This window comes from Phenylobacterium sp., assembly GCF_030679875.1.
GTDB lineage: Bacteria > Pseudomonadota > Alphaproteobacteria > Caulobacterales > Caulobacteraceae > Phenylobacterium.
On sequence record NZ_JAUXSP010000015.1, the window covers coordinates 29,112 to 52,466 of the forward strand.

Below are 23,355 nucleotides of genomic sequence, written 5' to 3' on the forward strand. Positions count from 1 at the left end.
GGGGCCTCCCCAAATAGCACAGGTGAGTCTCGCCGCCGCGCCCTGAAGATCGGGTTAACCCTATGTCTGCGCTACGCCGGTTCAGCCGCCAGCCGGTGGTCGACGCGGCGCCAGAATGGGCGCTTGGCCGGGAGGCGGGTTCTCTTCCAGGTCGTCGATCAGGGCTTTCATTTCCTCAATCTCACGCACCTGGGCGGCCAGGATTTCGTCCGCCAGGGCCCGAACCCTCGGATCGCGGATGTGGGCCCGTTCGCTGGTCATGATCGCAATGGAGTGGTGCGGCGTCATCGCCTTCATATAGGCCACATCCCCGACGCCGGTCTGGCTGCGGACCATCCATAGGGCGGCGGCGAACACGACCAGGGACCCCGCGGTTATGGCCAGGTTCATCCCCTTGTTGGGATACATGCCGAACATGAAGAGCAGCATGACGATCGCCATCGCCGCCCCCATGACCAGGGCCATGTAAGCGCGGGTCTGGCTGAACAACACGTGGTCAAAAGCGTAGGTGTTCAGTACATGAGGACGAACATGATCAGGGTCGAGGCGGCGATCATGGCGCCAAATCGCAGATAGCTCACGGCGGACCTCCTTCTGTTGCTGAAGGGCGGAACGCGCAACCTGGAAGTCCGGCGCCAATTTTTGGAAAGGCGCTCTAGCTGAGGGTTCGAGGCCGCAGGAGCCGCCAGCCGAGGAACAGGATCGCGATCAGCACCGCCTCGACCACCATGGGCGGGATCTGCTGAACCCCACCCCCAGAGGCGATCAGGCTGATGACCCGCCCGGTGAGCGCCAAGCCCAGGAGGATCAACGCCGGCGCCAGCCACCGGCGGTCAGACCTTAGCGCCGCCAGCAGGGCGAAAAGGCCGCCGGCCCCAAAGAAGCCCCCCAGATCCGCCCGCAGGCTGGCCAGCCCCAATGGCCCGTCAGCCCCGAGCCCCAGGGTGGCCGCAAAGATCAGAGGCTGGGTCCAGACTCGCAAAGCGATTGCGAGCATCAGCAGGGCCACCAGGCCGAGCAGCCCCCGGGCGATCGCGCGGCCGAGGCGCGCGGCCCGTTCAGGCTCGCCCCGGGCGTAGCGTCGCCAACCCAGCGCCGCCGCGACGACGAGCAGCACCAGGAGGCCAAGTCCGATCAGAAGCGGCGCGCGGAAGTCCGCCAGGATATGTGCGGCGAGGTTGAGCGCAATCTGCCGATCAGCGGAAAAGCCCTCGGGAATTTCAGCGGCGCCCACGGCCTTTGCATAGGCCTGATAGTCGGCCAGCATGGCCGCCACCCGCTCAGGCTGAGCCACCGCGAGATCGGTGGTCTCGCCGGGATCACGGACGATGTCATAGAGCCGCCAGGCCGGATCGCCCCAGGCGCCAGCGTTGCGCGTGAGCTTGTAGTCGCCCTTGAACAGGGCGCTGTCTCCGGCCGCTTCAAGGCCTACGGCCTCGTCGGGGCCATAGACCCGGTCGGCCGCACCGCGCAGGAGCCCCATCAGGCTGCGGCCGTGCAGGGCCGGCTGCTCGCCGCCCGCCAGGTCCAGCAGGGTCGGGGCAATATCGGAGATGATGCTGAAGGCCCGCACGGTCTGGCCTTCGGGCAGGCCAGGGCCCGCCATGATCAGGGGCACGCGTAGCCCGCCCTCCCCGGCGTAGAACTTGTAGAGCGCCCCGGGGGCGGCGCCGGCGCTCGCCCATCCCGGACCAATGGCGGCATAGGTTCCAGGTCCGCCGTTGATCTCGGCCCCATAGACATAGCCCTGTCGGCGAAGCCACAGACGGAACAGGGGTTCGGCCAGGGGGTCGCCCGCCTCCGGCCCATTGTCGGAGAGCACGACGAACAGCGTATTGTCGTACTGGCCCGTCGCCCGCAGATGATCCACCAGCCGACCCAGGTGGTGATCCATGGCCTCCAGCATGCCGGCGTTGATCGCCATGGACCGCGCGGCCAGAGCCTGATCTTGCGGAGACAGGGCGTTCCAGTCAGCGACATTGCGCGGCGGCGGACCCATGGGCGTGTCAGCCGCGATAAGACCGGTGCGCACCGCGCCTTGGCGCCGCCGCTCCCGCTGGACGGTCCAACCCTCGAGGTAGGCGGCCTCATATTTTCGGACAAAGGCCTCAGGCGCCTGAACCGGAATGTGGATCGCCAGGAAGGGCAGATAGGCGAAGAAGGGCGCGGCCTCCCGGCTCCCGTCGCCGATATAGGCGATCATCTGGTCGACCAGGAATTCCGAGGAATAGAAGTCCTTGGGCAGGGTCGCGGGCTTGCCATCCTCGAACCAGGGGGATTTGGCGTAGAGCGGGAAGTAGGACCTCTGATCCCAGTTGTCGCCGCCGGTGGCGTCCAGGGCGAAGGAGCGGTCGAACCCGTGGGCGTCGGGCAGGTCGCCCGGTCCGTGGCCCAGGTGCCACTTGCCGGCCATGTAGGTGCGATAGCCGACCTGCTTAAGGCGGGTGGCCACAGTCTCGACCCCGGGGGCCAGACGGCCCTGATAGGCCGGCAGGTCACGATGGGCGCGCGGGGTGGTCTCCGGAAGGTTGGCGACGCCGGCGGTGTGGCTGTCCAGACCAGTCATCAGCATGGCCCGCGATGGCGCACACATGGGCGTGGCGTGGAAGTTCGAGAAGCGCGCGCCCCGGGCGGCCAGGGCGTCGATGGTCGGGGTGGCGATCTCGCTTCCGTAGGCGCCGAAGTCGGTATAGCCGGCGTCGTCAACCAGGATGAGGACGATGTTGGGTTGGCCGCCGGCCCCCTGGGGGCCGGCCACCTGGGCGTTTGCGGGATGGTTGAGCAGGCCTGCGCCGAGGACCAGAAGGCCGGCCAACAGCCCAGCCATTGAGCGCCGCGGCCCCCGCCGCTCCGCATTCCTGTCGCTCGACATGGTCGGCCCCCTGAATCTGGCCAGATGTATATGCACGACAACTGCCAATTTATGCAAGGCGTGGGCGCTCGCGCGCTGGTCCCTCTGACGGTCCTGGCTCTAGGGGCTTGAGTCACAGAGACAATGGCGCGTATCGTGCCAAAACTTTAAGGCTCGGGGAGGGCCGTCCATGTCGCGCAAAATTTGGATTGGGGTGGGACTCGCCGTTCTGGTGGCCATCGGCGTCGGCCTCGCCAACTACAAGTCCATCGTCCTGTTCCTGGTGGGCAATCTGGGCAAGCAGGAGATCGCCGAGAACCAGGAGATCATCTGGGCCAGGGGACCAGACACGGCGCCAGCAGGCGCGCGGCCCCCCAATGTGATCGTCATCCTGGCTGATGATCTGGGCATCAACGACATCAGTACGTTCGGGGGCGGCATAGCTGGCGGCCTGGTGAAGACGCCACACATCGACGCCCTGGCGGCCCGGGGCGCCAATCTCAGCCAGGCCTATGCGGGCCAGGCGACCTGCGCGCCCTCCCGGGCCATGATCATGACCGGACGGTATGCGACCCGGCACGGCTTTGAGTTCACCCCAACTCCGGACGGCATGGCCCGCATCGTGGAGATGTTTTATAATGACGGCTCCCGCCCCCACCCCATGCTGCGGGACGCCAAGGCCGCGCGGGAGACCCCGCCGATGGTCGAGCAAGGCCTGCCGGGCAGCGAGATCACCCTGGCTGAGGTGCTCAAGACCCGCGGCTATCACACCGTCCACATCGGCAAGTGGCATCTGGGCGACACCGAGGAGTTCAACGCCAATGCGCAGGGTTTCGACGAAAGCCTGCTGATGGCCAGCGGCCTCTATCTGCCGGAGAACCACCCCGATGTGGTCAACGCCAAGGTCGACTTCGACCCGATCGATAAATTCCTGTGGGCCAGGATGCAGGCCGCCGCCAAGTTCAATGGCGGGCCGATGTTCGCGCCGCGCGGCTACCTCACCGACTACTACACCGAGGAATCGATCAAGGTGATCGAGGCCAATCGCAATCGGCCGTTCCTGCTCTATCTGGCCCACTGGGGCATTCATACGCCCCTGCAGGCCACCCGCGCCGACTATGACGCCCTGCCCGAGATCAAGGACCATCGGCTGCGGGTCTATGGGGCCATGATGCTGGCCCTGGATCGCAGCGTCGGCCAGATCATGGCGGCCCTGGAGGCCCAGGGCCTGGCCGACAACACCATCGTGGTCTTCACCAGCGACAATGGCGGCGCAGGCTATATCGGCCTGCCTGAGGTCAACGCCCCCTACCGCGGTTGGAAGCTGACCTTCTTCGAGGGCGGCCTTCGCGTGCCCATGTTCATGAGCTGGCCTGACCGCATCGCCCCCGGCACGGTCCTGGGCGACCCAGTGGCCCACATCGACCTGATGCCCACCCTGGCCGCGGCCGCCGGCGCCGCCGCCCCCACCGACCGGATCATCGACGGGGTCGACCTGCTGCCGTGGATCACCGGCCCACGACCCGCGCAGGCGCCTCACGAGACCCTATTCTGGCAAAGCGGCTACTACCGCGCCGTCCTGCACAAGGGCTGGAAGCTGCAGACCTCTGAGAAACCCCAGAAGGACTGGCTGTATAACCTCGGGGCTGATCCCACGGAGCAGACCAATCTGGCGCAGGCCAATCCCCAGAAGGTCGCCGAGCTGAAGGCCCTGCTGGCGGCGCACCAGGCGGCTGGCCGAGGCCCTCTATTCCCCAATGTCGGCTCAGTCCCGGTGATGGTCGACAAGACTCTCGCCGATCCCGCCACCGAGGCCGATGAGTTCGTCTACTGGCCGAATTGATCGACCGGCCGAACGCTGCGCGCCAATAGGTCTAGCCTCAGGAGGGCCAGCCTCAGCCCAGGCTGGCGATCAGGCCGACGGTGGGCGGGGTGCGGCCCGCGATCAGGTCGCCCAGGGCCGCGCGCACCGCCTCGGGGCCGGAGACATGGTGCAGGGCGAGGCGCCCCTTCAGCTCCTCAACCATTCGCAAGGTCTCCACCTGGGTGCGGCGCTGGATCACGCCCGGGCCGAGATCGCCGTCACGCTTGGCGATATGGGCGGGAATGAAGATGAAGTCGTGCGAGGGCGCGCCGTCCACCTTGCCGGTTGAGCGGGGCTGGTCCCAGTGGGTGGCCCCTACTGCGCAGCTCAGTTTCAGCTGCGGACCAAACCGCTTGTGAATGGCGCTGATCACCGCGCCGTCGCCGGCCATATCCACAAAGGCCGAGGGGATCGCGCCGTCCAGGCTGTCGATGTCCTGATAGGCGACGACCTGGTCACAGAGGCCAAGGCCCTCCACGAACGCCCTGTTGCCCGGCGAGGTCAGGCCGATCACCCGCGGCCGCGGCGCCGGATGGCGGGCCAGCATGTTGAGCAGGCCGATGGCGGTCTTTGACGAGGCGCTGCCCACCAGCACCTGCTCGGCGCCGAAGAATGCGTTGTCGAGGAGATAGTCATAGAGCAGGTAGCCGGTGCCCAGCAGGGGGAGCAGCAGGCACCGCTGGTCCTCCAGCGCCTGCATCGCCGCGGGCTCGCCGGTGGTTCGCTGGTAGTGGTTATAGAAGGCTGGCAGGTCGGCCCGATGCGGGGCCGCGTCAACGAAACCCCTGGCGCCCACGGTGTCTGGCGCCAGGACCACATGCGAGGCGGTCGGGAAGAAGCCGTAGATCCGCTCCCCCACCGGCAGGTCCGGATGGCGCGAGGCGACCACATCGGCAAAGCCCCAGACCGGCGTCAGGCCCCAGGGCTCAGGCGCCGGGAAATAGCCCCAGTAGCCGATGGTGTCGCCCGATAGGGCGTAGCTGACATTGTTGGCGGTCAGCGCGAACCGGTCGATGGCCGCCAGCACCTCCCCAACCGCCAGTTCGGGGTCGGGGAGCTGCACGAGGCGGCTTTCGGTCAGCGCGTCACGGCGCAGCTGGAGTTGGGTGATCATCGGCGCGACCTTTCCAGCAGGATGTGGACGCCGCAGGAAGACCACGGCAGAGGTGGCCAGGGCAACCATCGTCTAGGCGCGTCATCGGCGCCGCCTCGGCCCCGTCGTGGGTTAGCCGACCGCCAGAAAGGCTGTAACGGCGGCGACCAACTCATCTGCGGAGTCCTCCTGGATGAAGTGGCCAGCCTTGGGGATGATCTGGTGCTGCTGGCCCTTAGCCCCGGGAATGCTGGCCTGGGCGCGCACCTCCCAGCCCTTGGCCACCGGATCAAGTTCCCCAAACAGGGTCAGGAAGGGCTTCTCGAAGCGGCAGAGCTTTTCCCAGGCGTCCTTGTTCAGCGGCACGCCGGGATTGTCCGGCTGAACGGCGATCAGCAGGGGGAAGGAGATCAGGCCCCATTCGTAGTCCGATGAGGGGAAGGGGGCGAGATAGGCCGCGCGCTCGGCCTCGCTCAGCTTGTTCTCCATGCCCTGGTCGAGCATGGGCCAGGGAAAGGCCGTGGCCGCATTCATCATGCCGACCCACATCTTCATGAAGTCGCTCTCGCCATCGCCGATCGGCAGGCCCGTATTGGCCGCGACCACCCGGTCGAACCGCTCGGGATGCTGGGCCACCAGATAGAGGCCGATGGTGCCACCCCAGTCCTGGCAAAAGAGGGTGATGTTGCGCAGGTCCATGGCGCTCAGCCACTGGCCCATCCAGTCGTAGTGGCGGGCCAGAGTGTAGTCGGCCTTGTTGGCCGGCTTATCCGAACGTCCGCAGCCGACCAGATCCACGGCGATGACGCGGCGCCCGGTCGCCAGCAGGCCAGGGATCATCTTGCGGTACAGATAGGCCCAGGTGGGATTGCCATGCATCAGCAGGATCGGTTCGGCGTCCCGCGGGCCCTCGTCCACATAGTGGATACGGATATCCGTCCCATCGGCGTCCTGGATGGTGAGGTAGTGCGGCGCCCACGGGAAGTCGGGCAGGTCGGCGAAGCGCTCGTCAGGGGTGCGCAGGACGTTCATGGCGGTCTCCAGGAGCCGGTGGCGTCAGCCGGCGAGGATCGGGGGCGAGGCGAGTTGAGCGTGAAGTATGGCCAGGTGGCTCAGGGCCGCGGCCAGGGCGAGGGCCAGCGCGACCCAGACCTTGGGGCCGGCCAGGGTCATGATCTGGGGCTGAGCGGGAAAGGAGTAGGTCTGCGGCATGGCCGCGAACTTGAACGCGTGGGCGCCGGCGAAGCGGGGATCGACCACCAGGGCCGCCAGGTCCCGCCGGCTGCGGTAGCGCATGTAGCCGAGGATCGACCAGCCGGGATCGGCCTCCACGCCCCAGGCGTCGAAATAGCCGCCGATCTTGCGCGCGACGATGGCCGGGTGGCCGGCCCGGGCGAACAGGGCTGGCAGGAACATGCGGGTATAGCCGCCCATCACCTCACGGGCCGGTTTTGGCTGGCCGCTCACCGGGTCAGGAATTTCGCCAGGGGCGATCCGCACCAGGTTGAGCATGAAGAACTCACGGCCGTCGTCAGCCTCGAGGAAGGCTTTCAGGGTCGCAAGGTCATTGCGCCCGTCCAACGCCAGCCCGGTGGCGATCAGATCGGCCAGGGCCGACTGAACCTCAGCCTTCGACAGGGGGCCGCGCCAATTGACGTACCAGGCCAGGAACAGGTTGTAGGCCAGAAGGGCGAGGCCCCAAGGCAGCATCCAGATCGCCATCACCACACCCCCCGCCGCGCCGCTTATATTGACACGACTAGTGCCATTATATTCGCCTGCTCGGGATTGGCAACCGCCTTGCGGCGGGGCTCGTTCAGCGCTGGGCGTTCATCCGCCGGGTCCGGCGCACCTCATCGCTTCCGGCCGGCAGGGAAATGAGATCCCCGTCCCGGCCGACCCTCACCGGCCCGGAAAACTGCTGGCGGGCCTCACCCAGGAAGGGGCCTTCCAGGGCGCGGATCGGCAGGGGCGGAACGATGTGGTTCAGCAGCAGGAACTTCACGCCCGCCCGCTGCGCCAGTTGGGCGGCCTGTTCGGGGGTCGTGTGATAGTCGGTGATGTCGCTGAAGATCCGCGCGAGATTGCCGCGGCCCGCCGCCTCGGCCGCCGCGCGCTGGCGGTTGACCAGGTCGATGGACAGGGCCTCGTGAACCAACAGGTCAGCGCCCGTCGCCTGCGCCTCCACCACGGGCGAGGGCGTGGTGTCGCCGCTGAGCACGGCGCTGCGGCCCTTGTAGTCGAAGCGGTAGCCGACCGCCGGCTCGATGGGATCGTGGTTCACCCGGAAGGCGGTGATCTTCAGATCAGGCTCATCGAGGATCACCAGGCTGGTCTGCCCCTCCGGGATCTCGAAGGCGCGCGCCGTGGCGCCATAGCCAGTGGGGGGCGTGACCTCGGGGCCGTGATGGGCGATCCGGTAGCCACGGTCGAGGCTGTAGGCCTGGGCGAACCCGTCCAGCACGGTCTCGACGCCCGGGGGGCCATAGACCGGGGTCGAGGCGGCCGCCGAGCTGGAAGCCCAACGCTGCATCAGCAGCTCCCCCAGGCCGTCCATGTGGTCAGAGTGGAAGTGGCTGAGCAGGATGGCCTCCACCCGAGCCGGCGGCAGGCTCATCAGGGTCAGGTTGCGGCTGGCGCCTGAACCGACGTCGACGATAAACAGTCGCTGGCCAGCGATCACCGCCGTGCAGGGGCCGCCGCGGGTGACGTCGGGCATGGGCGAGCCTGCGCCGCACAGGGCCACATGCAAGCCGTCAGGCAGGTCGCCCAGGGGATCGCTCGCCATGTTGCGCGCCATCACCCGGTCCATGAGGGCTAGCGCCAGGGCGCCCCGGGCCATCCAAAGCCCTCCTGTGGTGACCAGAACGAGCGCGAGCAGGATCAGGATGAGCTTGGCAGGCCAGCGCATAGCGGAGCTCCGGGTGGGGGTCAGCTGGGGTCGGGGGCGGCCGGGATCCGCAGAACCGTGCGGAATCCGACATGGGAAGCGCCGCTGTCATGGGGGCCCGGCGCACGGGCGGCGGGGCGATAGCGAAAACAGAAGTTGTCGGCGCAGAGGAAGGAGCCGCCCTTGATCACATGCTTGGGTTGGCCCGGCTCGTCGGGGTCCCGGGACATGGCGCGAGACGGCCCGCCCTCTTCCAGCACCGAGGCGGGCAGCAGGCCCGGACGGTACCAGTCCGACGTCCACTCCCAGACATTGCCGGTGATGTCGTAGAGGCCATGGCCATTGGCCGGGAAGCAGCCCACGGGCGCGGCCGTGGCCTTGTGCCCGTCGTCCCCGGTGTCGGCCACGGGGAAGACACCCTGCCAGGTATTGGCGAGCGGCTGATCCTTCGGCGCCGGATCATCCCCCCAGGCATAGCGGGCGCCAGAAAGGCCGCCGCGGGCGGCGTATTCCCATTCCGCCTCGGTCGGCAGGTCGCGGCCGAGCCAACGGGCATAGGCCATGGCGTCCTCCCACCCGATGTGGACCACGGGCCAGGTCTCCTTGCCCTTGATCGAACTGCCGGGCCCCTCGGGGTGACGCCAGTCGGCGCCGGGGATGATCCGCCACCAGGCCGCGGGGTTTCCCCCGGCTGCGCCCGCCCCCACGAAGACCAGGGAGGCCGGCTGGCGGTCAGCGTCGCTGAGGCCCGGATAGTCAGACGCGGAGAGCGGCCGTTCGGCCTGGGTCACATGGCCGGTGGCTTCGACGAAGCGGGCGAAGGCTGCGTTGGTGACCTCGGTCTGATCGATCCAGAAGTCCCCCACCCGCACCTGCCGCGGCGGCCCCTCCTCCGGATGCTCGCCCGCAGCCCCCATGGCGAAGACCCCGCCGGTCAGCCGCACCATGCCGTCGGTGGGACTCGCGGGGTCAGAGAGGACGAGATCGGACTGGCAGGCCTTAGGCGCTTCGACCTTTGGGCCGCAACCGCCCAGAGCAAGGATCGTCAGGGAAAGACCTAGGGTCACAGGACGTCCGCCGACCCACCCTATCCGCCTGTCGTCCCGCCTCAAACGCGCCTCCCAGGAGCCTTGCACTCTTCGTAACTATTGGCATAGTTCGTGCTGAAATCAAGCGGAGCTGACCGATGCCCGACCGGCCGCCCATCGCCCTCTCCGGTTCGCCCGGCTCGCCCTACACCCGCAAGATGCTGGCCCTGCTGCGGTATCGGCGCATCCCCTACCTTTACCTGATGGCCAATAGCGAGGCGGTCGCCGACATGCCTCAGCCCAAGGTGCGGCTGCTGCCCACCTTCTACCTGCCCGACGAGACCGGGACCCTGCAGGCCGTGGTGGACTCCACCCCCCTGATCCGCCGCCTGGAACGGGAGCACGATGGACGTTCCGTCATTCCGACCGATCCAGCCCTCGCCTTCCTCGACGAGTTGATCGAGGACTATGCGGACGAGTGGCTGACCAAGGCCATGTTCCACTATCGCTGGGCCTATGCCGAGGACGTCGACCGGGCCGCCCGAATCCTGCCGGCCTGGTCGGGCCTTTCGATCCCCGATGACACCCTCGCCCGGCGGGGCGAGATGTTCAGCCGCAGACAGATCGACCGGCTCTTTGTGGTCGGCTCCAATCCCGTCACCGGGCCGGTGATCGAGGCCAGTTACCGTCGGTTCCTTGAGGTGTTCGAGGCCCACCTGACCCTCCAACCCTATCTGTTGGGGCGCCGGCCTGGGGCCAGCGATTTCGCGGTCTATGGTCAGCTGACCCAGCTTGCCCAGTTCGACCCCACGCCCATGGCCCTGACCCTGAAGATCGCGCCCAGGGTTTTCGCCTGGGTCAGCCTGATGGAGGACGCCTCTGGCCTGGAGCCGCAGCCCGGGGACTGGACGCCCCTGGCCGACCAGCCGGAGACCCTGGCGGCGCTGCTGGCTGAGATGGGCCGGGTCTATGCCCCGGTCATGCTGGCCAACGCGCAGGCCCTGGCGCGTGGCGCGACTGAAGTGCGCGCGGAGGTCGATGGCCTGGCCTGGACCCAGTCGCCCTTCCCCTACCAGGCTAAGTGCCTGCAGTGGCTGCGTACTTCCTATGCGAAGCTGGGCGACGACGTCCGAAGCGCCGTCGATCCGCTGCTGCGGCAGGGCGGTCTGGCGGCGATTTTCACCTGACCTCTGGCGCACATCCCCGCTGCGTTCTAATCAGCCCCCATGATTGGGCAGAGCATTCAAGCGTGAGCGCGCCCCGCGTCATCGGGGTAGAGGTTTCGACGCCCACGCCGGGCGCGCCGGAGTCGGACGGGCGGCGCCGTCGCTCCCAGGACAGCCGCGCCCGCATTGTCCAGGCCATGCTTGAGCTCGTGCATGCGGGCGAGGCCTCGCCCGCGGCCGAGTTGGTGGCGGACCGCGCCAAGGTCGGCCTGCGCACCGTCTTCCGGCACTTCAACGACATGGACAGCCTCTATCGCGAGATGTCCGCGGTCATCGAGATTGAACTGCAAGCGGTCATCAGCCAGCCGTTCAAGAGCGCGGACTGGCGGGGCCGGATGGCTGAACTCGTGCAGCGCCGGGCGGCGGTCTACGAACGGATCGCCCCGTTCCGCCGGGCGGGCGACATCCACCGCCAGCGATCGCAGGTTCTGGCCGCTGACCATGCCCGGTTCACCGCCATGGCCCGGGACATCCTGCGCCGGGAAGCCCCGCCGGAGCTTATCCAGGACAGGGCCCGGTTCGAAGCTCTGGACATGCTGCTCAGCTTCGAGGCCTGGAACCGCCTGAGGCGGGACCAGGGCCTCTCCCCGCGGCGCGTGGTGGAGACCCTGGAAACCGCGGTGGCCAGTCTGATCGAACCGATTTGAGCTGAGGTCCTTTCGCGGCCGTCAGAAGCTCGCGCGGACCCCGGCCATGACCAGGCGCGGCGCCCCTGGCCGCGCGCCGGCCGGCGAGAACGAGACGTTGTAGGTCTCATCGGCCAGATTCTGCACAGTGGCGAACAGGGCGAAGTTCGAGGTCAGGGCGTATTCAGCCGCAAGGTCGATCACCAGACGCTCATCGATCTTCTCACCGGCGGCGATCGGGCCTGAGCCGGCGCTCTCCCGAGCCTCAGACACCCAGTTGAAGCCGCTGGTCAGCTTGAGCTGCGCCAGTTCCAGACCCACCGACAGGTTCAGCTGGTGCTCCGGCAGATAGGGCAGTTCGTCCCCGGCGGCGACGGCGCCCCAGGGCCCATAGGCGCTGGCGAAGCTCGATTTGAACTCCGCGTCGGTCAGGGTGTAGGCCAGCGAGACCGGCACGGCGAAGCCACGGGTCGCCAGGTCGGCGAAGGTATGGGAGGCGGTGACCTCCAGTCCCCGCACTTCGACGGCGCCGCCATCGAACTGGTCGCCGATATTGCAGCCGCCGCCGGTGGAGGCGGTGCAGGTCCCCACCAGATTGTCATAGTCGTTGAGGAAGGCGATGGCCTCGGCCTGCCAGCCGCCGCGGCTCCAGCGGGCGCCGGCCTCATAGGACCAGCTGGTCTCGGCCTCAGCGGTGGAGCCGGGGCCAGGATTGGCGAAGCCCCGGTGGGCGCCGGCCAGCAGCAGAACCTCGGGGCTCAGCCGCCAGGTGGCCGAGACGCCGGGAATCCAGACGTCGGCCTCTGTATGGGTGACGCGGGTCAGGGTGGTGCGCGCCGGATCGGTCAGGGCCCAGTCGGTGCGCTTCAGGCGGATGGTCTCGTAGCGCAGGCCCGGGGTCAGGGTGAAGGCGCCAAATTCCATTTCGTCACGCAGGAAGAAGGACCAGGCCTTGGCCTCCCCCAGCCGGTTTTCCTGGCTGCCCGGCGCGCCGGCCGAGGCCAGCACCATCCGGCCGTTCACCATGGTGTAGCGGTCGTCCTGCTGGAAGCGGTCTTCCTCGTCGCGGTGGTGGCGGACGGAGAATTCGAGGCCGTGGTCGACGGCGCCGGTCTGGAAATCCACCGCGACGACGCTCTGCACGCCGCTGGCGGCGTACTGCCGGTTGTTGTTACGCACCCGCAGCGCCCCGGCCCGGCTCGTATAGCCCGGCGCGCCGATCAGGTCGGCCATCTGCAGAGGATTGGCGGCGGGGTTGGCGACCACGGCGCTGATGCCCACCCAGCCGGTGTTGGCCGTGTTGCGCACGTCATTGAGCTTGTACCAGGCCCGGGCCGTCTCGTGATGGTAGGCGAGCGTCGTCAGGCTGACATTGGGCGAGATCTGGAAGCGGTGGGTCAGTTGGAAGGTCTCGTGGTCGACATTCATCACGTCGGCCCCGCCGCCATTGTAACGGCGATAGGGACTGGGGGCGAAGTCGCTGAGCGTGAGGCCGAGATAGGTCTCGTGGCTGGTCTCGTCATAGCGCTGATACTTGGCCTCCAACTGGTGGCGGCGGTCGGCGGAGCGGAGACCGAGCTTGACCAGGCCATCGGTGATCTCGAAGCCCGTGTCGCCGCCACTGTCGATGACCTTGAAGCCGTCTGAGGACTCGTAGAGCCCCTCGATCAGGCCGCCGATCTCCCAGCCGCCGCCCAGGGCCGCCCAGCCGCCGACCGAGCCCAGGGCCCGGCGTCCGCCATAGTCGCCGCCCAGCAGATCGAGGCGACCCGACAGGTCGCCCGTCTCCACATCCGGGATCGGGGTCGAGAACAGGTTCAGCGCGCCGCCCACGGTCAGCGGCCCGTACTTGATCGCCGCGGGCCCCTTGCTGACCTCCACGGCGTGGATGCGGGTCATCCGCGGGAAGTAATAGGCCGCCGGCGCCGCATAGGGGGCCGGGGCGATCAGCACCCCGTCCTCCATCACCGCGATGCGGCTGTTGCGGTCGGAGCCCGAACCCCGGATGCCGATATTGGGCCGCAGGCCGAAGCCCTCCTCCTCCTGCAGATAGACCCCCGGCGCCTGGCGTAGCACCCGGCTCACATCGCTATAGGCGAAGGTCGAGAGCGTCTCGGCGTCGATCACCTGCACCGAGCCGCCGATTTCCCGCACGTCGGTGGTCGAGCCCGTCACCAGCACCGCGTCCAGCAGCGGCGCGCCCGCATCGTCCAGAACCTCCGCCCAGGCCGGCGCCGCGCACAGGGCCGAGACGGCGGCGCCGCAGAACATGGCGGTCAGTCGGTGAGCAGGCATGGATCCCCCAGGGGCGAATAAGAACGCTTCGCATTCGCCCTAGCGCCGCCGTCTCGTGATTGCAAGTCAATCGCATGACGGCGGGCGCTGAAATTTCAGAGTCAGTATCGGGGGTTGATGTCCTCAGACACCTCTACCTGGCCGCCCCATGCACGGCGGTGAGAAAGGCCGAGCGGGCCGCCGAGAGGTCCTGGCCCGTGGCCCGGGGCCAGGCGGAGTTGATGACGATGACGAGGCCGTCGTCGCGGTAGGTGGTGATTGACTGGCCGAAGATGCCCGAGGCCTGATAGGCGCCGTCCTGGTTCATCCACCAGAAATAGCCGTAGCCGGCCTCGCCATTGTCGATCTGGGCGCTGGTGGCCTCAGCCACCCAGCCTTCGGGCAGGACCGCCTTGCCGCCCGCCATGCCGCCCTCCAGCATGAACTGGCCCATGCGGCCATAGTCCCGCAGCGTCATGGAGATGCAGCAGCCCCCCCGCTCCAGGCCCGAGGGATCGAGCATCCAGATGGCGTCGCGCTCCATCCCATAGGGCTTCCAGATCTTCTCCGAGGCATAGGCCGACAGGCTCTTGCCGGTGGCCTTGGCCACCAGCACGCCGGCCAGGTCGGTTTCGCCGGTGTTGTAGTTGAACACCTCGCCCGGCGGATGGGCCCTGGGCAGGCGGCGCATATAGCTGACCATGGCGTTCATGCCGGGCTCGGCGGGCGTGGCGCCGGCGCTGGCCACGTCGGACTTCGGGTCGGTGTAGTCCTCGTTCCACTTCACGCCCGAGCTCATCATCAGGAGCTGGCGCACGGTGACCCCGTCATAGCCGGAGCCTTTCAGCTCGGGGATGTAGTCGGTGACCGGCGCGTTCAGGCCCGCGATCTTGCCGTCCTGGATGGCCGCGCCCACCAGGGTCGAGGTGAGCGACTTGGCCACCGAGAACGAGGTCCAGCGGTCGGCCGGCTGGCGGCCCAGGCCATAGCGCTCCAGCAGGATCTCGCCATCCTTGAGCACCAGGACGCCGGAGACGTTGAACGCCGCCATATAGGAGTCCACCGTCCAGCTCTGGCCGTCATGTTCGAAGGTCGGCGCGATCTGGCGATCAGCCATGGAGAGCGGCCGGACCGCCTCGCCGCGTTCGATGGTGTTGACCTGGAAGATGTCCTCGATGGTCCGGTAGCCTCGGCTCTGCAGCTCCGGCGACCACATCAGGAAGTTGGGCGTGGCCGGGTCGAGGGGAACCTGGGCCAGGGTGGGCGCGGCGGCCAGGCCAGCAGCGGCCACTGCGGCGGCGAGGGCGAGTTTCCGAGTCATGGGGCGAGTCATGCGAGCGTTTCCTGATGTTGTTTTGCAGCCAAGCTAGCCCATTGCGCGCGGGCCGCCAGCCACCGCGGCGCATGACGTTGCGGCGCCCTGGCCGTGCGGGTGGCGGGACGTCGCAAAGCGGTGCTATCCCGGGGGCCAATCAGAAACCTGACCACACCACTGGGGAGAAACGTCATGGGCAACAAGCGACTGGGCCGCAGCGCCATCGCCGTTTCCGACATCTGCATGGGCACCATGACCTTCGGCGGCCAGGCCGACGAGGCCATGGCTCACCGCATCCTCGACAAGTCCTTTGAGGCCGGCATCAACTTCTATGACACCGCCGAGAACTATCCCGTGCCCCCCAGCCCCGAATGGGCCGGCCGCACCGAGGAGATCTTCGGCCGCTGGCTGAAGACCAAGAACCGCGACGCCGTCATCGTCGCCACCAAGGTCTGCGGACCGAGCCACGGCTGGATCAAGGGCTCCATGCGGGCCGGCATGACCGCGCTCGACCGCCACAACATCACCCGCGCCATCGAGGGCAGCCTGACCCGCATGGATGTGGACTATGTCGACCTCTACCAGACCCACTGGCCCGACCACGGCACCGGCTATGAGGAGACCCTGCGCACCCTCGATGACCTGGTCCAGGCCGGCAAGGTGCGTGTCATCGGCTGCTCCAACGAAACCAGCTGGGGCCTGACCAAATCAGTCGCGGTCGCCGAGCGCGAGGGCACGGTGCGCTATGAGACCATCCAGAACAATTTCAGCCTGAACAACCGCCGCTTCGAAGACGAACTGGCCCAGGCCTGCCGCCAGGAGGGCGTCAGCCTGATCCCCTATTCGCCCCTGGCCGGCGGGGTGCTGTCAGGCAAGTACAAGGACGGAGCCCGGCCCGAAGGCGCGCGCTTCTCCAACTATCTGAACCTGGGCGGACGTCAGGCGGCCATGGCCAAGCGCTTCGTCAATGACAGGAGCCTGGAGGCCACCGACCGCTTCGCCGCCATCGCCGCCGAGGCCGGCATCTCGCTGGTCACCCTGGCGACCGCCTGGAGCAAGCAGCACGACTTCGTCGCCTCCACCATCGTCGGCGCGACCCACGAAGACCAACTCCCCGACATCCTGGCGGCCATGGACCTGACCCTGAGCGACGAGGTGATGAAGGCCATCGACAAGGTGTCGAAGGAGATCCTGTACCCGATGGGGTGACGGGCGAAGCCGGCGCTCAGCCTCGGCGGAGCGCCGCGCCCCAGATGGCCAGGTTGCAGGCGAACTGGCCGGGCTCCGTGGCCTCCAGCCGGATGGAGATCGGCACCATGCAGGGGCCGACATGCTCAGGCGTGGCGGTGTACTGGGTGGCCATCCCGTCCATGATCAGGGGGCGGATGATGTTCATGTCGGTGCGATACTTCATCTCCTCCACGAAGGGCGGAACATAGACGACGTTCTCCGGCACGCGGGGTCCGCCGAACTCTTCGGGCAGCAACAGGAGCTCGACCAGCACGCCCTCCTCCACCAGGGCCTTGGCCTTCTGCGGTGAGTCCACATACGACCAGTCAGGGCCGAGGGGCTCCCCCTGATTAGGCTCGTAGCCCGCCTCTCGGAGAAGCTGGTCAGCAAACGCCTTGGCGTCGTGGTCCCCTGATGCGGCCGGGCTGAACCATCGGCGGAGTCGTTGAAAGAGATCGTTCACGGCCAAACCCTCTATGCCGCTGAAGTCAGGCCAAGCGGCTGTAAATCAGGGACACACACCAATTTCACAGCTTAGCTTACGCCAGGAGATATGGGCGCAAGAAGGACTGGAGAGACCAACGCCGAGCGGGAAAATTTTGTACGGGTCCCCAGTTCCCAGTTTCAGCCCATCCTCTTCCGCCATTGACCTCAGGGCATCAGGCGGGCGACATCCTTGCACGATACCTCAAAGAGGTCTGACCCGGCATGCAACATCAGGCGACCACTGATCTTGTTGAATATGCCCGAGGAATCTTTGCTACCAAGTTCACTGATAATAATCTGATCTCCGAGATCATCAAGGTCTGAGTAGTATTGCGCGTAGGGTTCGGTCAGCCGGAATTCGCCGTAAGACTTGCTCCATGCTGTCACGTAGAAGGGGTGCTTGGTCACGCTGGCTGCAAGGGCATCAACGGGAACAAGCGTCTCAGGTTTTCCGACCTCCTGCACCGTTCCTTTGCATAGGAGTGAAGTCGTGCTCCTAGAGCACGCGGACAGCAGCAAAGCCGCAGCAGCAGCACCTACAGGCAGCACAATCCGAAGTCTCATTGCCCCAACTCCGCAGCTCCAGCCTGACCATAGGCGAAACGATTGCGATCTGAAATCAACGTGCTGACGCAAGGCCCCTAGGAGCGGACGCGCGGTTTTCACCCGCTAGACGCCTCCCCCGCCTTGCCCCTAACGTCCGCGCCGAACCGCGGCATCATCTGCGGGCGCGCGACTGGGGAAACACATGTTTAATCACATCATGGTCGGGACCAACGATATCGAGCGGTCCAAGGCGTTTTATGACGCCGTGCTGGCGACGCTGGGGGCCGGGCAGCCGGTGGCCAATGCGGCGCCCACCGGGCACAAGCGGCTGTTCTATATCCACAACGGCTCGGTCTTCTGCGTCAGCGAGCCGATCAATGGTGAGAAGGCCAGCTTCGGCAATGGCGGCACCATCGGCTTCAAGTGCGACAGCCCTGAACAGGTGAAGACCTTCCACGACGTGGCCGTGGCCCATGGCGGGGTCTCCATCGAGGACCCGCCGGGCCTGCGCGAAGGCGGCATGGGGGCGCTGCACCTGTCCTATGTGCGCGATCCCGACGGCAACAAGCTGTGCGCCCTCTACCGGCCGTAAGCCACTAGACGCCCCTGGCCGCGTCGCTTCAGGATGCGGCCAGCATCAGCCCGGCGAGGTCGTGGCCTGAGCGCCAGGCGGCCTCGACCCGGGCGCGGGCCAACCAGTCGCCGCAGGCGCCGATCCACATCTCCGCCGACCACAGGGGCGCGCCGCCCTGCGCTGTGGTGCGGGCATAGCGCCAGCGGTGGGCCTGGAGGCTGAGGCGCGCCGGCAGGGGTTGGCCCTCGGCCTTGGCCAGGAGGTCCAGCAGGGCCTCGGCGACCGTGTCGGCGGCGTCTTCCAGATGATCACGGGACCAGTCGGGCGAGGCCTGCAGCACCCAGGCCTCAGGCCCGGTGCGGCCGGGCTTGGCGCTGTTGCGGGCGGCCCAGGCCAGCGGCCCGGCCTCGCGCACCACATCGGGCAAGGTCAGGGGCGCGGCGAAGGCGGCCATCACGGTCCAGCAGGGCTCGGAGATCACGGCGGCGGCCTGGGCGGCCATGTCGGGCGCCACCTCGGCCAGCAGCGCGGCGGCCTGTTCGCTGGGGGTGGCGACCACCACGGCGTCAGCGCTCAAGGGCGCAAACCCCTCCCCGCCCAGGCGCCAGGCCTCGCCGGCCCGCGCGATCTCGTCCACGCGGGCCTGCCAGGTGACGTCGAGCCCCTGGGCCATGGCGCGGATCGGCGCGTTCATGCCGGGAACCCCCACCATCGCCTCGGGTCCGGCCGCAGGCCAGGGCGCGGCGACGCCGGCCTCGACCCAGGCGGCGGCGCGCTCGGCGAAGGCGGGATCACGGACGGTGAAGAACTGGGCCCCGTGGTCGAAGCTGACCTCGCCGGCCTCAAGTGCGGTGCGCCGGGTGGACATGCGCCCGCCGGGACCCCGGCCCTTGTCGAGCACCTGGACGGCGTGGCCCGCCGCGCTGAGCGCCTGGGCGCAGGAGAGGCCGGCCATGCCGGCGCCGATGACGGCGATCTTCATCTGTCTCTTATCCTTCAGCCGGCTTCGCGCAGCACGGCGGCCGGCCTGCGCGACAGGGCCGCAAAGGCCGCGAGCGCCCCGCCGATGACGCCCAGCGCCGTCGTGCCGCCGAGAATGCCTAAGATCACCGGCCAGTCGACGCTCCAGGCGGCGTTGAAGACCTGGGTCACCACCGGCCAGGCGCCGGCCGCGCCGAGCGCTGCGCCGGCGATCCCGGCGATCACGCCCACCAGGCCGTACTCCACCAGATAGGCGGTGACGATCTGGCCCCGGGTTCCGCCCAGCACCTTGAGCGTCGCGGCCTCCCGGGCGCGGAAGCGGGCGCCAGCCGCAATGGCGCCGATCAGCACCAGGACGCCGGCGGCGCCGGCCACGGCGGCAGCGCCGCGGATGGCGAGCGCCAGGCGGTCGAACAGGGTGGCGGCCTGTTCCAGCTGGTCGCGGATGCTGATGACATTGACGCTGGCGAAATCGGCGGCCAGGCCCTGGGTGACGGCGGCCTCCTCGTCGCGGCTCGCCATGGCGATGGCCACGTGCCGGGGGCTAGCACCTGCGATGGCGCCGGTGTTCAGAATGACGCCGAAATTGGCCCCAAAGCCGCCCCAGTCCACCTCTCGAAGCACCGCGATGCGGGCGTCGATCTCCCGGCCCAGGACCTGCAGGGTGATCATGTCGCCGACCTTCAGTCCTGCGCCCTTGGCGGCGTCCTGCTCGAAGGCCACCAGGGGCGGGCCGGCATAGTCGGGCGTCCACCAGGCGCCGGCGGTGACCTTTGAGGCCTCTGGCGCCCCGTCCAGGGCCGACAGGGTCAGGTCCTCGTCAAAGGCCCAACGTTCGCCCCGGTCAATGGACTCGATGTCCACCGGCTGTCCCTTCAGGCGGGTGATGCGGCCGGTGAGCAGCGGCAGGCGGTTATAGCGGTCTATCCCCGGCTCATTGAGGGCCTCGACGATCACCGCGTCGAAGGCCGCCGTGCGCTCGCCGGGGATCTCGGTGAAGACCAGCGAGGGCGCGGTGGCCGGCGCCACCACGCTGACCTGGGCCAGCAGGCTCGACTGGATCAGGACGATGGCGCTGAGCAGGGCGACGCCGAGGCCGATGGCGGGCGTGGCTGTGCGGGCGGCCGAGCGCGGACCGGCGAGGTTGGCGAGACCCAGGCGCACCGCGCCCCGGGCGAAGCGGCGCACGCGGCCCGCCCCCCAGGCGGCCGCCAGGCCCAACAGGCTGAGCGCGAGGAAGGCGCCGGCCGCCCCGCCGATCAGACCTGCGGCCGCCCAACGGCTAGGCGCGGTGAGGATGGCCAGACCCGCGAGGCCGAGCGCCGCGGCCACCGCCAGGGCGGTCTCCAGGCTGAGGCTCGGGCGCCCCGACATCTCCTTGCGGAACAGGGACGAGGGCGGCGTGGTCCGGGCCCGGGCCAGAGGCCACAGGGAAAAGGCCGCCGCCGCCAGCAGCCCGAAGGCCGCGGCGCGGAACAGGGGTTCGGGATAGACGGCGAACAGGGCCGGAATGGGCAGCTGCTCGGCGGCCAGGGCGCCGATCACCAGGGGCGTCGCAGCCCCTATGGCCAGACCGATGGCGACGCCCAGCAGGGCCAGGACGCCGATCTGGATCAGATAGATGTCGCGGATCAGGACGCCTTGCGCGCCCAGCGCCTTGAGGGTGGCGATGGAGGCCTTGCGCCCCTCCAGATAGGCCGAGACCGCCCCGCCGACGCCCAGGCCGCCGGCCACCAGGGAGGCCAGGCCGATGAAGCCCAGAAAGTATTCCAGCTGGTCGATCAGCCGGCCGGCGCCGGCGGCGGCCTCGGACCGGTCGCGGGCCTCGAACACGGCGTCGGGAAAGGCCTCGCGCACCTCTTCGATCACCACCTTGGGGTCGGCGTCTGCGGGCAGCAGGACCCGCACCGCCTCGCCAAACAGGCCGCCGGCGCCCAGCAGGCCCGCGGCCTCCACCGTCGTCACATCGGTGAGCACCCGGGGACCCAGCGCAAAGCCCCGGCCGATCCGGTCAGGCTCGGAGATCAGCACGGCGCCAACCCGCAAGGTACGCCCGCCGACGGCGAAGGTGTCGCCGGGCTTCAGGTCCAGCCGGTCGAGCAAGGCCTGCTCCACCGCCGCGCCGGGTACGCCGCCTGCCGGCGCCAGGGCCGCGGCCAGACTTTCAGCGCCCTCCAGCTGGACGACGCCGACCAGGGGATAGCCGTCGGCCACCCCGCGCACATCCACCAGCCGTCGCTGACCCGCCGGGGTCTCCGCCATGGCGTTGGCCCGGACGGAATAGACGCTGGGACCAAGGCCCGCGAAGGCGGTCCGCTCGTCGTCGGTGAAGCGCCGCTGGTCGACGCTGAACACCACATCGCCCCCGAGGATCTCCCGGGACTGGCTGGCCAGACCCTGGCGAAAGGCCTCGGCCGTGGAGCCGGCCGCGGCGATGGCCGCCACGCCTAGCGCCAGGCAGGCGAGGAAGATGCGGAACCCCGCGACCCCGCTCCTCAGCTCCCGCCCGGCGAACCGCAGGGCGAGCCTCATGCGTGAGCCTCGGCAGGTGTTGGGACAATCAGGCCGTCGGCCATGCGCACGATACGGTCGGCGCGGGCGGCCAGGGTCTCGTCGTGGGTGACCAGGACCAGGGCTGCGCCGGCCTGAGCCAGCAGATCGAACATCAGATCAGCCACCATGGCGCCGTTGGCGGCGTCGAGATTTCCGGTCGGCTCGTCGGCGAACAGCAGCTCGGGCCGAACCGTCAGCGCGCGGGCGAGCGCCACCCGCTGCTGCTCGCCCCCCGACAGCTGGTGCGGATAGTGGGTGAGCCGGGCGCCCAGCCCGACCTTGTCCAGCCAGTCCTCGGCCTCGGACATGGCGTCGGCCCGCCCCGCCAGCTCCAGGGGGGCGGCGACATTTTCGCGGGCGGTCATGTTGGGCAGCAGATGGAAGCTCTGGAAGACCAGCCCCACCCGGCCACGGCGCAGGCGGGCGCGGCCGTCCTCGTCCAGGGCGCCGAGATCCTGGCCAAACAGGCGCACGTTCCCGCTGGTCGGCGTCTCCAGCCCGGCGGCCACCGAGATCAGCGATGACTTGCCCGAGCCCGACGGGCCGATCACCGCCACCGTCTCCCCGGCCGAGACGGTCAGATCGACCCCGCGAAGGATGTTCACCGGACCGGCCACGGAGGGCAGGCTGAGCGTCAGGGACTGGACGGCCAGAGGCGGGGATGGGGGCAGGTTTTCGGTCATGGGGCTCCCGATGGCGGGCTTAAGCGTTCCATGCCCGCCCGGTCGCCCTATATGGGGAAGCACAGCCATGATCGCACCCCGAACCTTGCTCTCCCGTCGAACTGTTCTGCTGGGCGCCCTGGCGCTGGGCGCGGCGGCCTGTGGACGCGAGACTGAACAGCCCGCGCCGCCGGCCAAACCGGGCGCGGCGCCGCCATCGCCTGAGCCGGACGCCAGCGCCGACCTGCCGGTGGTCGCCCTGTTGGGAGACTCCATCACCGCCGGCTACGGGCTGCCCGCCCGTGAGGCCCTGCCCGCCCAACTGGAGGCGGCGCTCACGGCCGCGGGAACGCCCGTGCGGGTGCGGGCGGCCGGCGTTTCCGGCGACACCACTGCGGGCGCCCTGGCCCGGGTCGACTTCAGCATCCAGGACGACACCGATCTCTGCATCGTGGCGCTGGGCGGCAACGACCTGCTGCAGGGGATCGAGCCGGCCCGCATGCGCGCCAGTCTGGAGGCGATCATCACCCGACTGCAGGCCCGCGGCGTGCCCGTTCTGCTCGCCGGCATGCAGGCGCCCCCCAGCTACGGCGCCTACGCCGCCGATTTCGCCGCGGTGTTCGAAGACCTCGCCCGCGCCTATGAGGTCCCGCTCTACCCCTTCCTGCTCGACGGCGTCGCCCTGGACCCCGACCTAAACCAGCCTGACGGCATCCATCCCAATGCGGCCGGGGTGAAGATCATCGCCCAGCGCCTCGCCCCGGCGGTCACGGCGGCGTTAGCGGGGGACTAGGAGGCGTCCTACCCGATTGGTCAGGACTGGCCGAAGGATGAAAGACGCAAGGCCAATTGTTCTCTTTTTGTTCTTTACTTTAATTGCCGCTCGTGAGAACGTCGTGCGGTGGTGGCGACCTTAAAGGCGCGCCCCTCGCGTTCAACAACTTGGTGGGGCGACATGGTCAGATTTCAGCTGGCGCGCGGTGGCGTGCTCGGGACAATCGACGCGTTCAGCGATCAAGCCAGACAGGAGCTCGCCCGCAGGGGTGGAGAGGCTCAGGCTGCCGCTGAGCGAGCGTTTCGTCGCGCTCAAGAGGCCGCGAACGACGCGGCCGTTCGGCTGCAAGAGAAGGTTGCCCGCGCCCAGGCGCAACTCGAT

General features: G+C 68.5%; 20 protein-coding genes. 6 read left to right on the forward strand and 14 right to left on the reverse strand.

Going from position 1 to position 23,355, the window contains the following annotated elements; genetic code table 11:
* Positions 1-81: 81 nt before the first annotated feature.
* Together Q8K84_RS08215 and Q8K84_RS08220 are read right to left on the reverse strand one after the other, a co-directional pair.
* Positions 82-489 (reverse strand): DUF305 domain-containing protein, encoded by a 408-nt coding sequence (locus Q8K84_RS08215; RefSeq protein WP_305282118.1) that lies wholly within the window; start codon positions 487-489, stop codon positions 82-84.
* Between the two features lie 166 nt (positions 490-655).
* Positions 656-2,872: an arylsulfatase gene (locus Q8K84_RS08220; protein ID WP_305282119.1), complete on the reverse strand. Its 2,217-nt coding sequence runs from the start codon at positions 2,870-2,872 to the stop codon at positions 656-658.
* 169 nt (positions 2,873-3,041) lie between these two features.
* Between Q8K84_RS08220 and Q8K84_RS08225 the strand changes: the two genes are divergently transcribed.
* Positions 3,042-4,694 (forward strand): sulfatase-like hydrolase/transferase, encoded by a 1,653-nt coding sequence (locus Q8K84_RS08225; protein ID WP_305282120.1) that lies wholly within the window; start codon positions 3,042-3,044, stop codon positions 4,692-4,694.
* A 52-nt stretch (positions 4,695-4,746) separates the two neighbouring features.
* Here Q8K84_RS08225 and Q8K84_RS08230 read toward each other — a convergent pair whose 3' ends face one another.
* The 5 genes from Q8K84_RS08230 to Q8K84_RS08250 all read right to left on the reverse strand — a co-directional run bounded on the left by Q8K84_RS08230 (position 4,747) and on the right by Q8K84_RS08250 (position 9,765).
* Positions 4,747-5,829: a DUF2855 family protein gene (locus Q8K84_RS08230; protein WP_305282121.1), complete on the reverse strand. Its 1,083-nt coding sequence runs from the start codon at positions 5,827-5,829 to the stop codon at positions 4,747-4,749.
* 111 nt (positions 5,830-5,940) lie between these two features.
* Positions 5,941-6,840 (reverse strand): haloalkane dehalogenase, encoded by a 900-nt coding sequence (locus tag Q8K84_RS08235; protein WP_305282122.1) that lies wholly within the window; start codon positions 6,838-6,840, stop codon positions 5,941-5,943.
* A 24-nt stretch (positions 6,841-6,864) separates the two neighbouring features.
* Positions 6,865-7,530, reverse strand: coding sequence for a hypothetical protein (locus tag Q8K84_RS08240; RefSeq protein ID WP_305282123.1), 666 nt, complete (start codon positions 7,528-7,530; stop codon positions 6,865-6,867).
* A 94-nt stretch (positions 7,531-7,624) separates the two neighbouring features.
* Complete coding sequence (locus tag Q8K84_RS08245; RefSeq protein ID WP_305282124.1) at positions 7,625-8,719, reverse strand: MBL fold metallo-hydrolase; 1,095 nt, start codon at positions 8,717-8,719, stop codon at positions 7,625-7,627.
* Between the two features lie 20 nt (positions 8,720-8,739).
* Positions 8,740-9,765: a formylglycine-generating enzyme family protein gene (locus Q8K84_RS08250; protein WP_305282125.1), complete on the reverse strand. Its 1,026-nt coding sequence runs from the start codon at positions 9,763-9,765 to the stop codon at positions 8,740-8,742.
* 119 nt (positions 9,766-9,884) lie between these two features.
* On the opposite strand from Q8K84_RS08250, the gene Q8K84_RS08255 reads away from it, so the two are divergent.
* Both Q8K84_RS08255 and Q8K84_RS08260 read left to right on the forward strand, forming a co-directional pair.
* Positions 9,885-10,913: a glutathione S-transferase N-terminal domain-containing protein gene (locus Q8K84_RS08255; RefSeq protein WP_305282126.1), complete on the forward strand. Its 1,029-nt coding sequence runs from the start codon at positions 9,885-9,887 to the stop codon at positions 10,911-10,913.
* A gap of 62 nt (positions 10,914-10,975) precedes the next feature.
* On the forward strand, positions 10,976-11,599 hold the full coding sequence (locus tag Q8K84_RS08260; protein WP_305282127.1) for a TetR/AcrR family transcriptional regulator: 624 nt from the start codon (positions 10,976-10,978) through the stop codon (positions 11,597-11,599).
* Positions 11,600-11,620: 21 nt separating this feature from the next.
* Here the strand turns inward: Q8K84_RS08260 and Q8K84_RS08265 are convergent, their stop codons facing one another.
* On the reverse strand, positions 11,621-13,873 hold the full coding sequence (locus tag Q8K84_RS08265) for a TonB-dependent receptor domain-containing protein (protein ID WP_305282128.1): 2,253 nt from the start codon (positions 13,871-13,873) through the stop codon (positions 11,621-11,623).
* Between the two features lie 133 nt (positions 13,874-14,006).
* On the reverse strand, positions 14,007-15,173 hold the full coding sequence (locus Q8K84_RS08270) for a serine hydrolase (protein WP_305282129.1): 1,167 nt from the start codon (positions 15,171-15,173) through the stop codon (positions 14,007-14,009).
* A gap of 186 nt (positions 15,174-15,359) precedes the next feature.
* Here Q8K84_RS08270 and Q8K84_RS08275 point away from each other — a divergent pair, with 186 nt between their 5' ends.
* On the forward strand, positions 15,360-16,376 hold the full coding sequence (locus Q8K84_RS08275; protein ID WP_305282130.1) for an aldo/keto reductase: 1,017 nt from the start codon (positions 15,360-15,362) through the stop codon (positions 16,374-16,376).
* A 16-nt stretch (positions 16,377-16,392) separates the two neighbouring features.
* Here Q8K84_RS08275 and Q8K84_RS08280 read toward each other — a convergent pair whose 3' ends face one another.
* Positions 16,393-16,860: a hypothetical protein gene (locus tag Q8K84_RS08280; protein WP_305282131.1), complete on the reverse strand. Its 468-nt coding sequence runs from the start codon at positions 16,858-16,860 to the stop codon at positions 16,393-16,395.
* Between the two features lie 188 nt (positions 16,861-17,048).
* Positions 17,049-17,447 (reverse strand): hypothetical protein, encoded by a 399-nt coding sequence (locus Q8K84_RS08285; RefSeq protein WP_305282132.1) that lies wholly within the window; start codon positions 17,445-17,447, stop codon positions 17,049-17,051.
* 184 nt (positions 17,448-17,631) lie between these two features.
* Between Q8K84_RS08285 and Q8K84_RS08290 the strand changes: the two genes are divergently transcribed.
* A complete protein-coding gene (locus tag Q8K84_RS08290; RefSeq protein ID WP_305282133.1) occupies positions 17,632-18,021 on the forward strand; it encodes a VOC family protein in 390 nt (129 codons plus the stop codon).
* A 28-nt stretch (positions 18,022-18,049) separates the two neighbouring features.
* Here Q8K84_RS08290 and Q8K84_RS08295 read toward each other — a convergent pair whose 3' ends face one another.
* The 3 genes from Q8K84_RS08295 to Q8K84_RS08305 are packed head-to-tail and all read right to left on the reverse strand — an operon-like array spanning position 18,050 to position 22,220.
* Complete coding sequence (locus tag Q8K84_RS08295; protein ID WP_305282134.1) at positions 18,050-18,985, reverse strand: NAD(P)/FAD-dependent oxidoreductase; 936 nt, start codon at positions 18,983-18,985, stop codon at positions 18,050-18,052.
* Positions 18,986-18,999: 14 nt separating this feature from the next.
* A complete protein-coding gene (locus Q8K84_RS08300) occupies positions 19,000-21,516 on the reverse strand; it encodes an ABC transporter permease (protein WP_305282135.1) in 2,517 nt (838 codons plus the stop codon).
* Positions 21,513-22,220: an ABC transporter ATP-binding protein gene (locus Q8K84_RS08305; protein ID WP_305282136.1), complete on the reverse strand. Its 708-nt coding sequence runs from the start codon at positions 22,218-22,220 to the stop codon at positions 21,513-21,515. Before Q8K84_RS08305 ends, Q8K84_RS08300 begins: the two co-directional genes overlap by 4 nt.
* Before the next feature lie 67 nt (positions 22,221-22,287).
* On the opposite strand from Q8K84_RS08305, the gene Q8K84_RS08310 reads away from it, so the two are divergent.
* Positions 22,288-22,992, forward strand: a complete 705-nt coding sequence (locus tag Q8K84_RS08310; RefSeq protein WP_305282137.1) for an arylesterase — start codon at positions 22,288-22,290, stop codon at positions 22,990-22,992.
* The last annotated feature ends 363 nt before the right edge of the window (positions 22,993-23,355 follow it).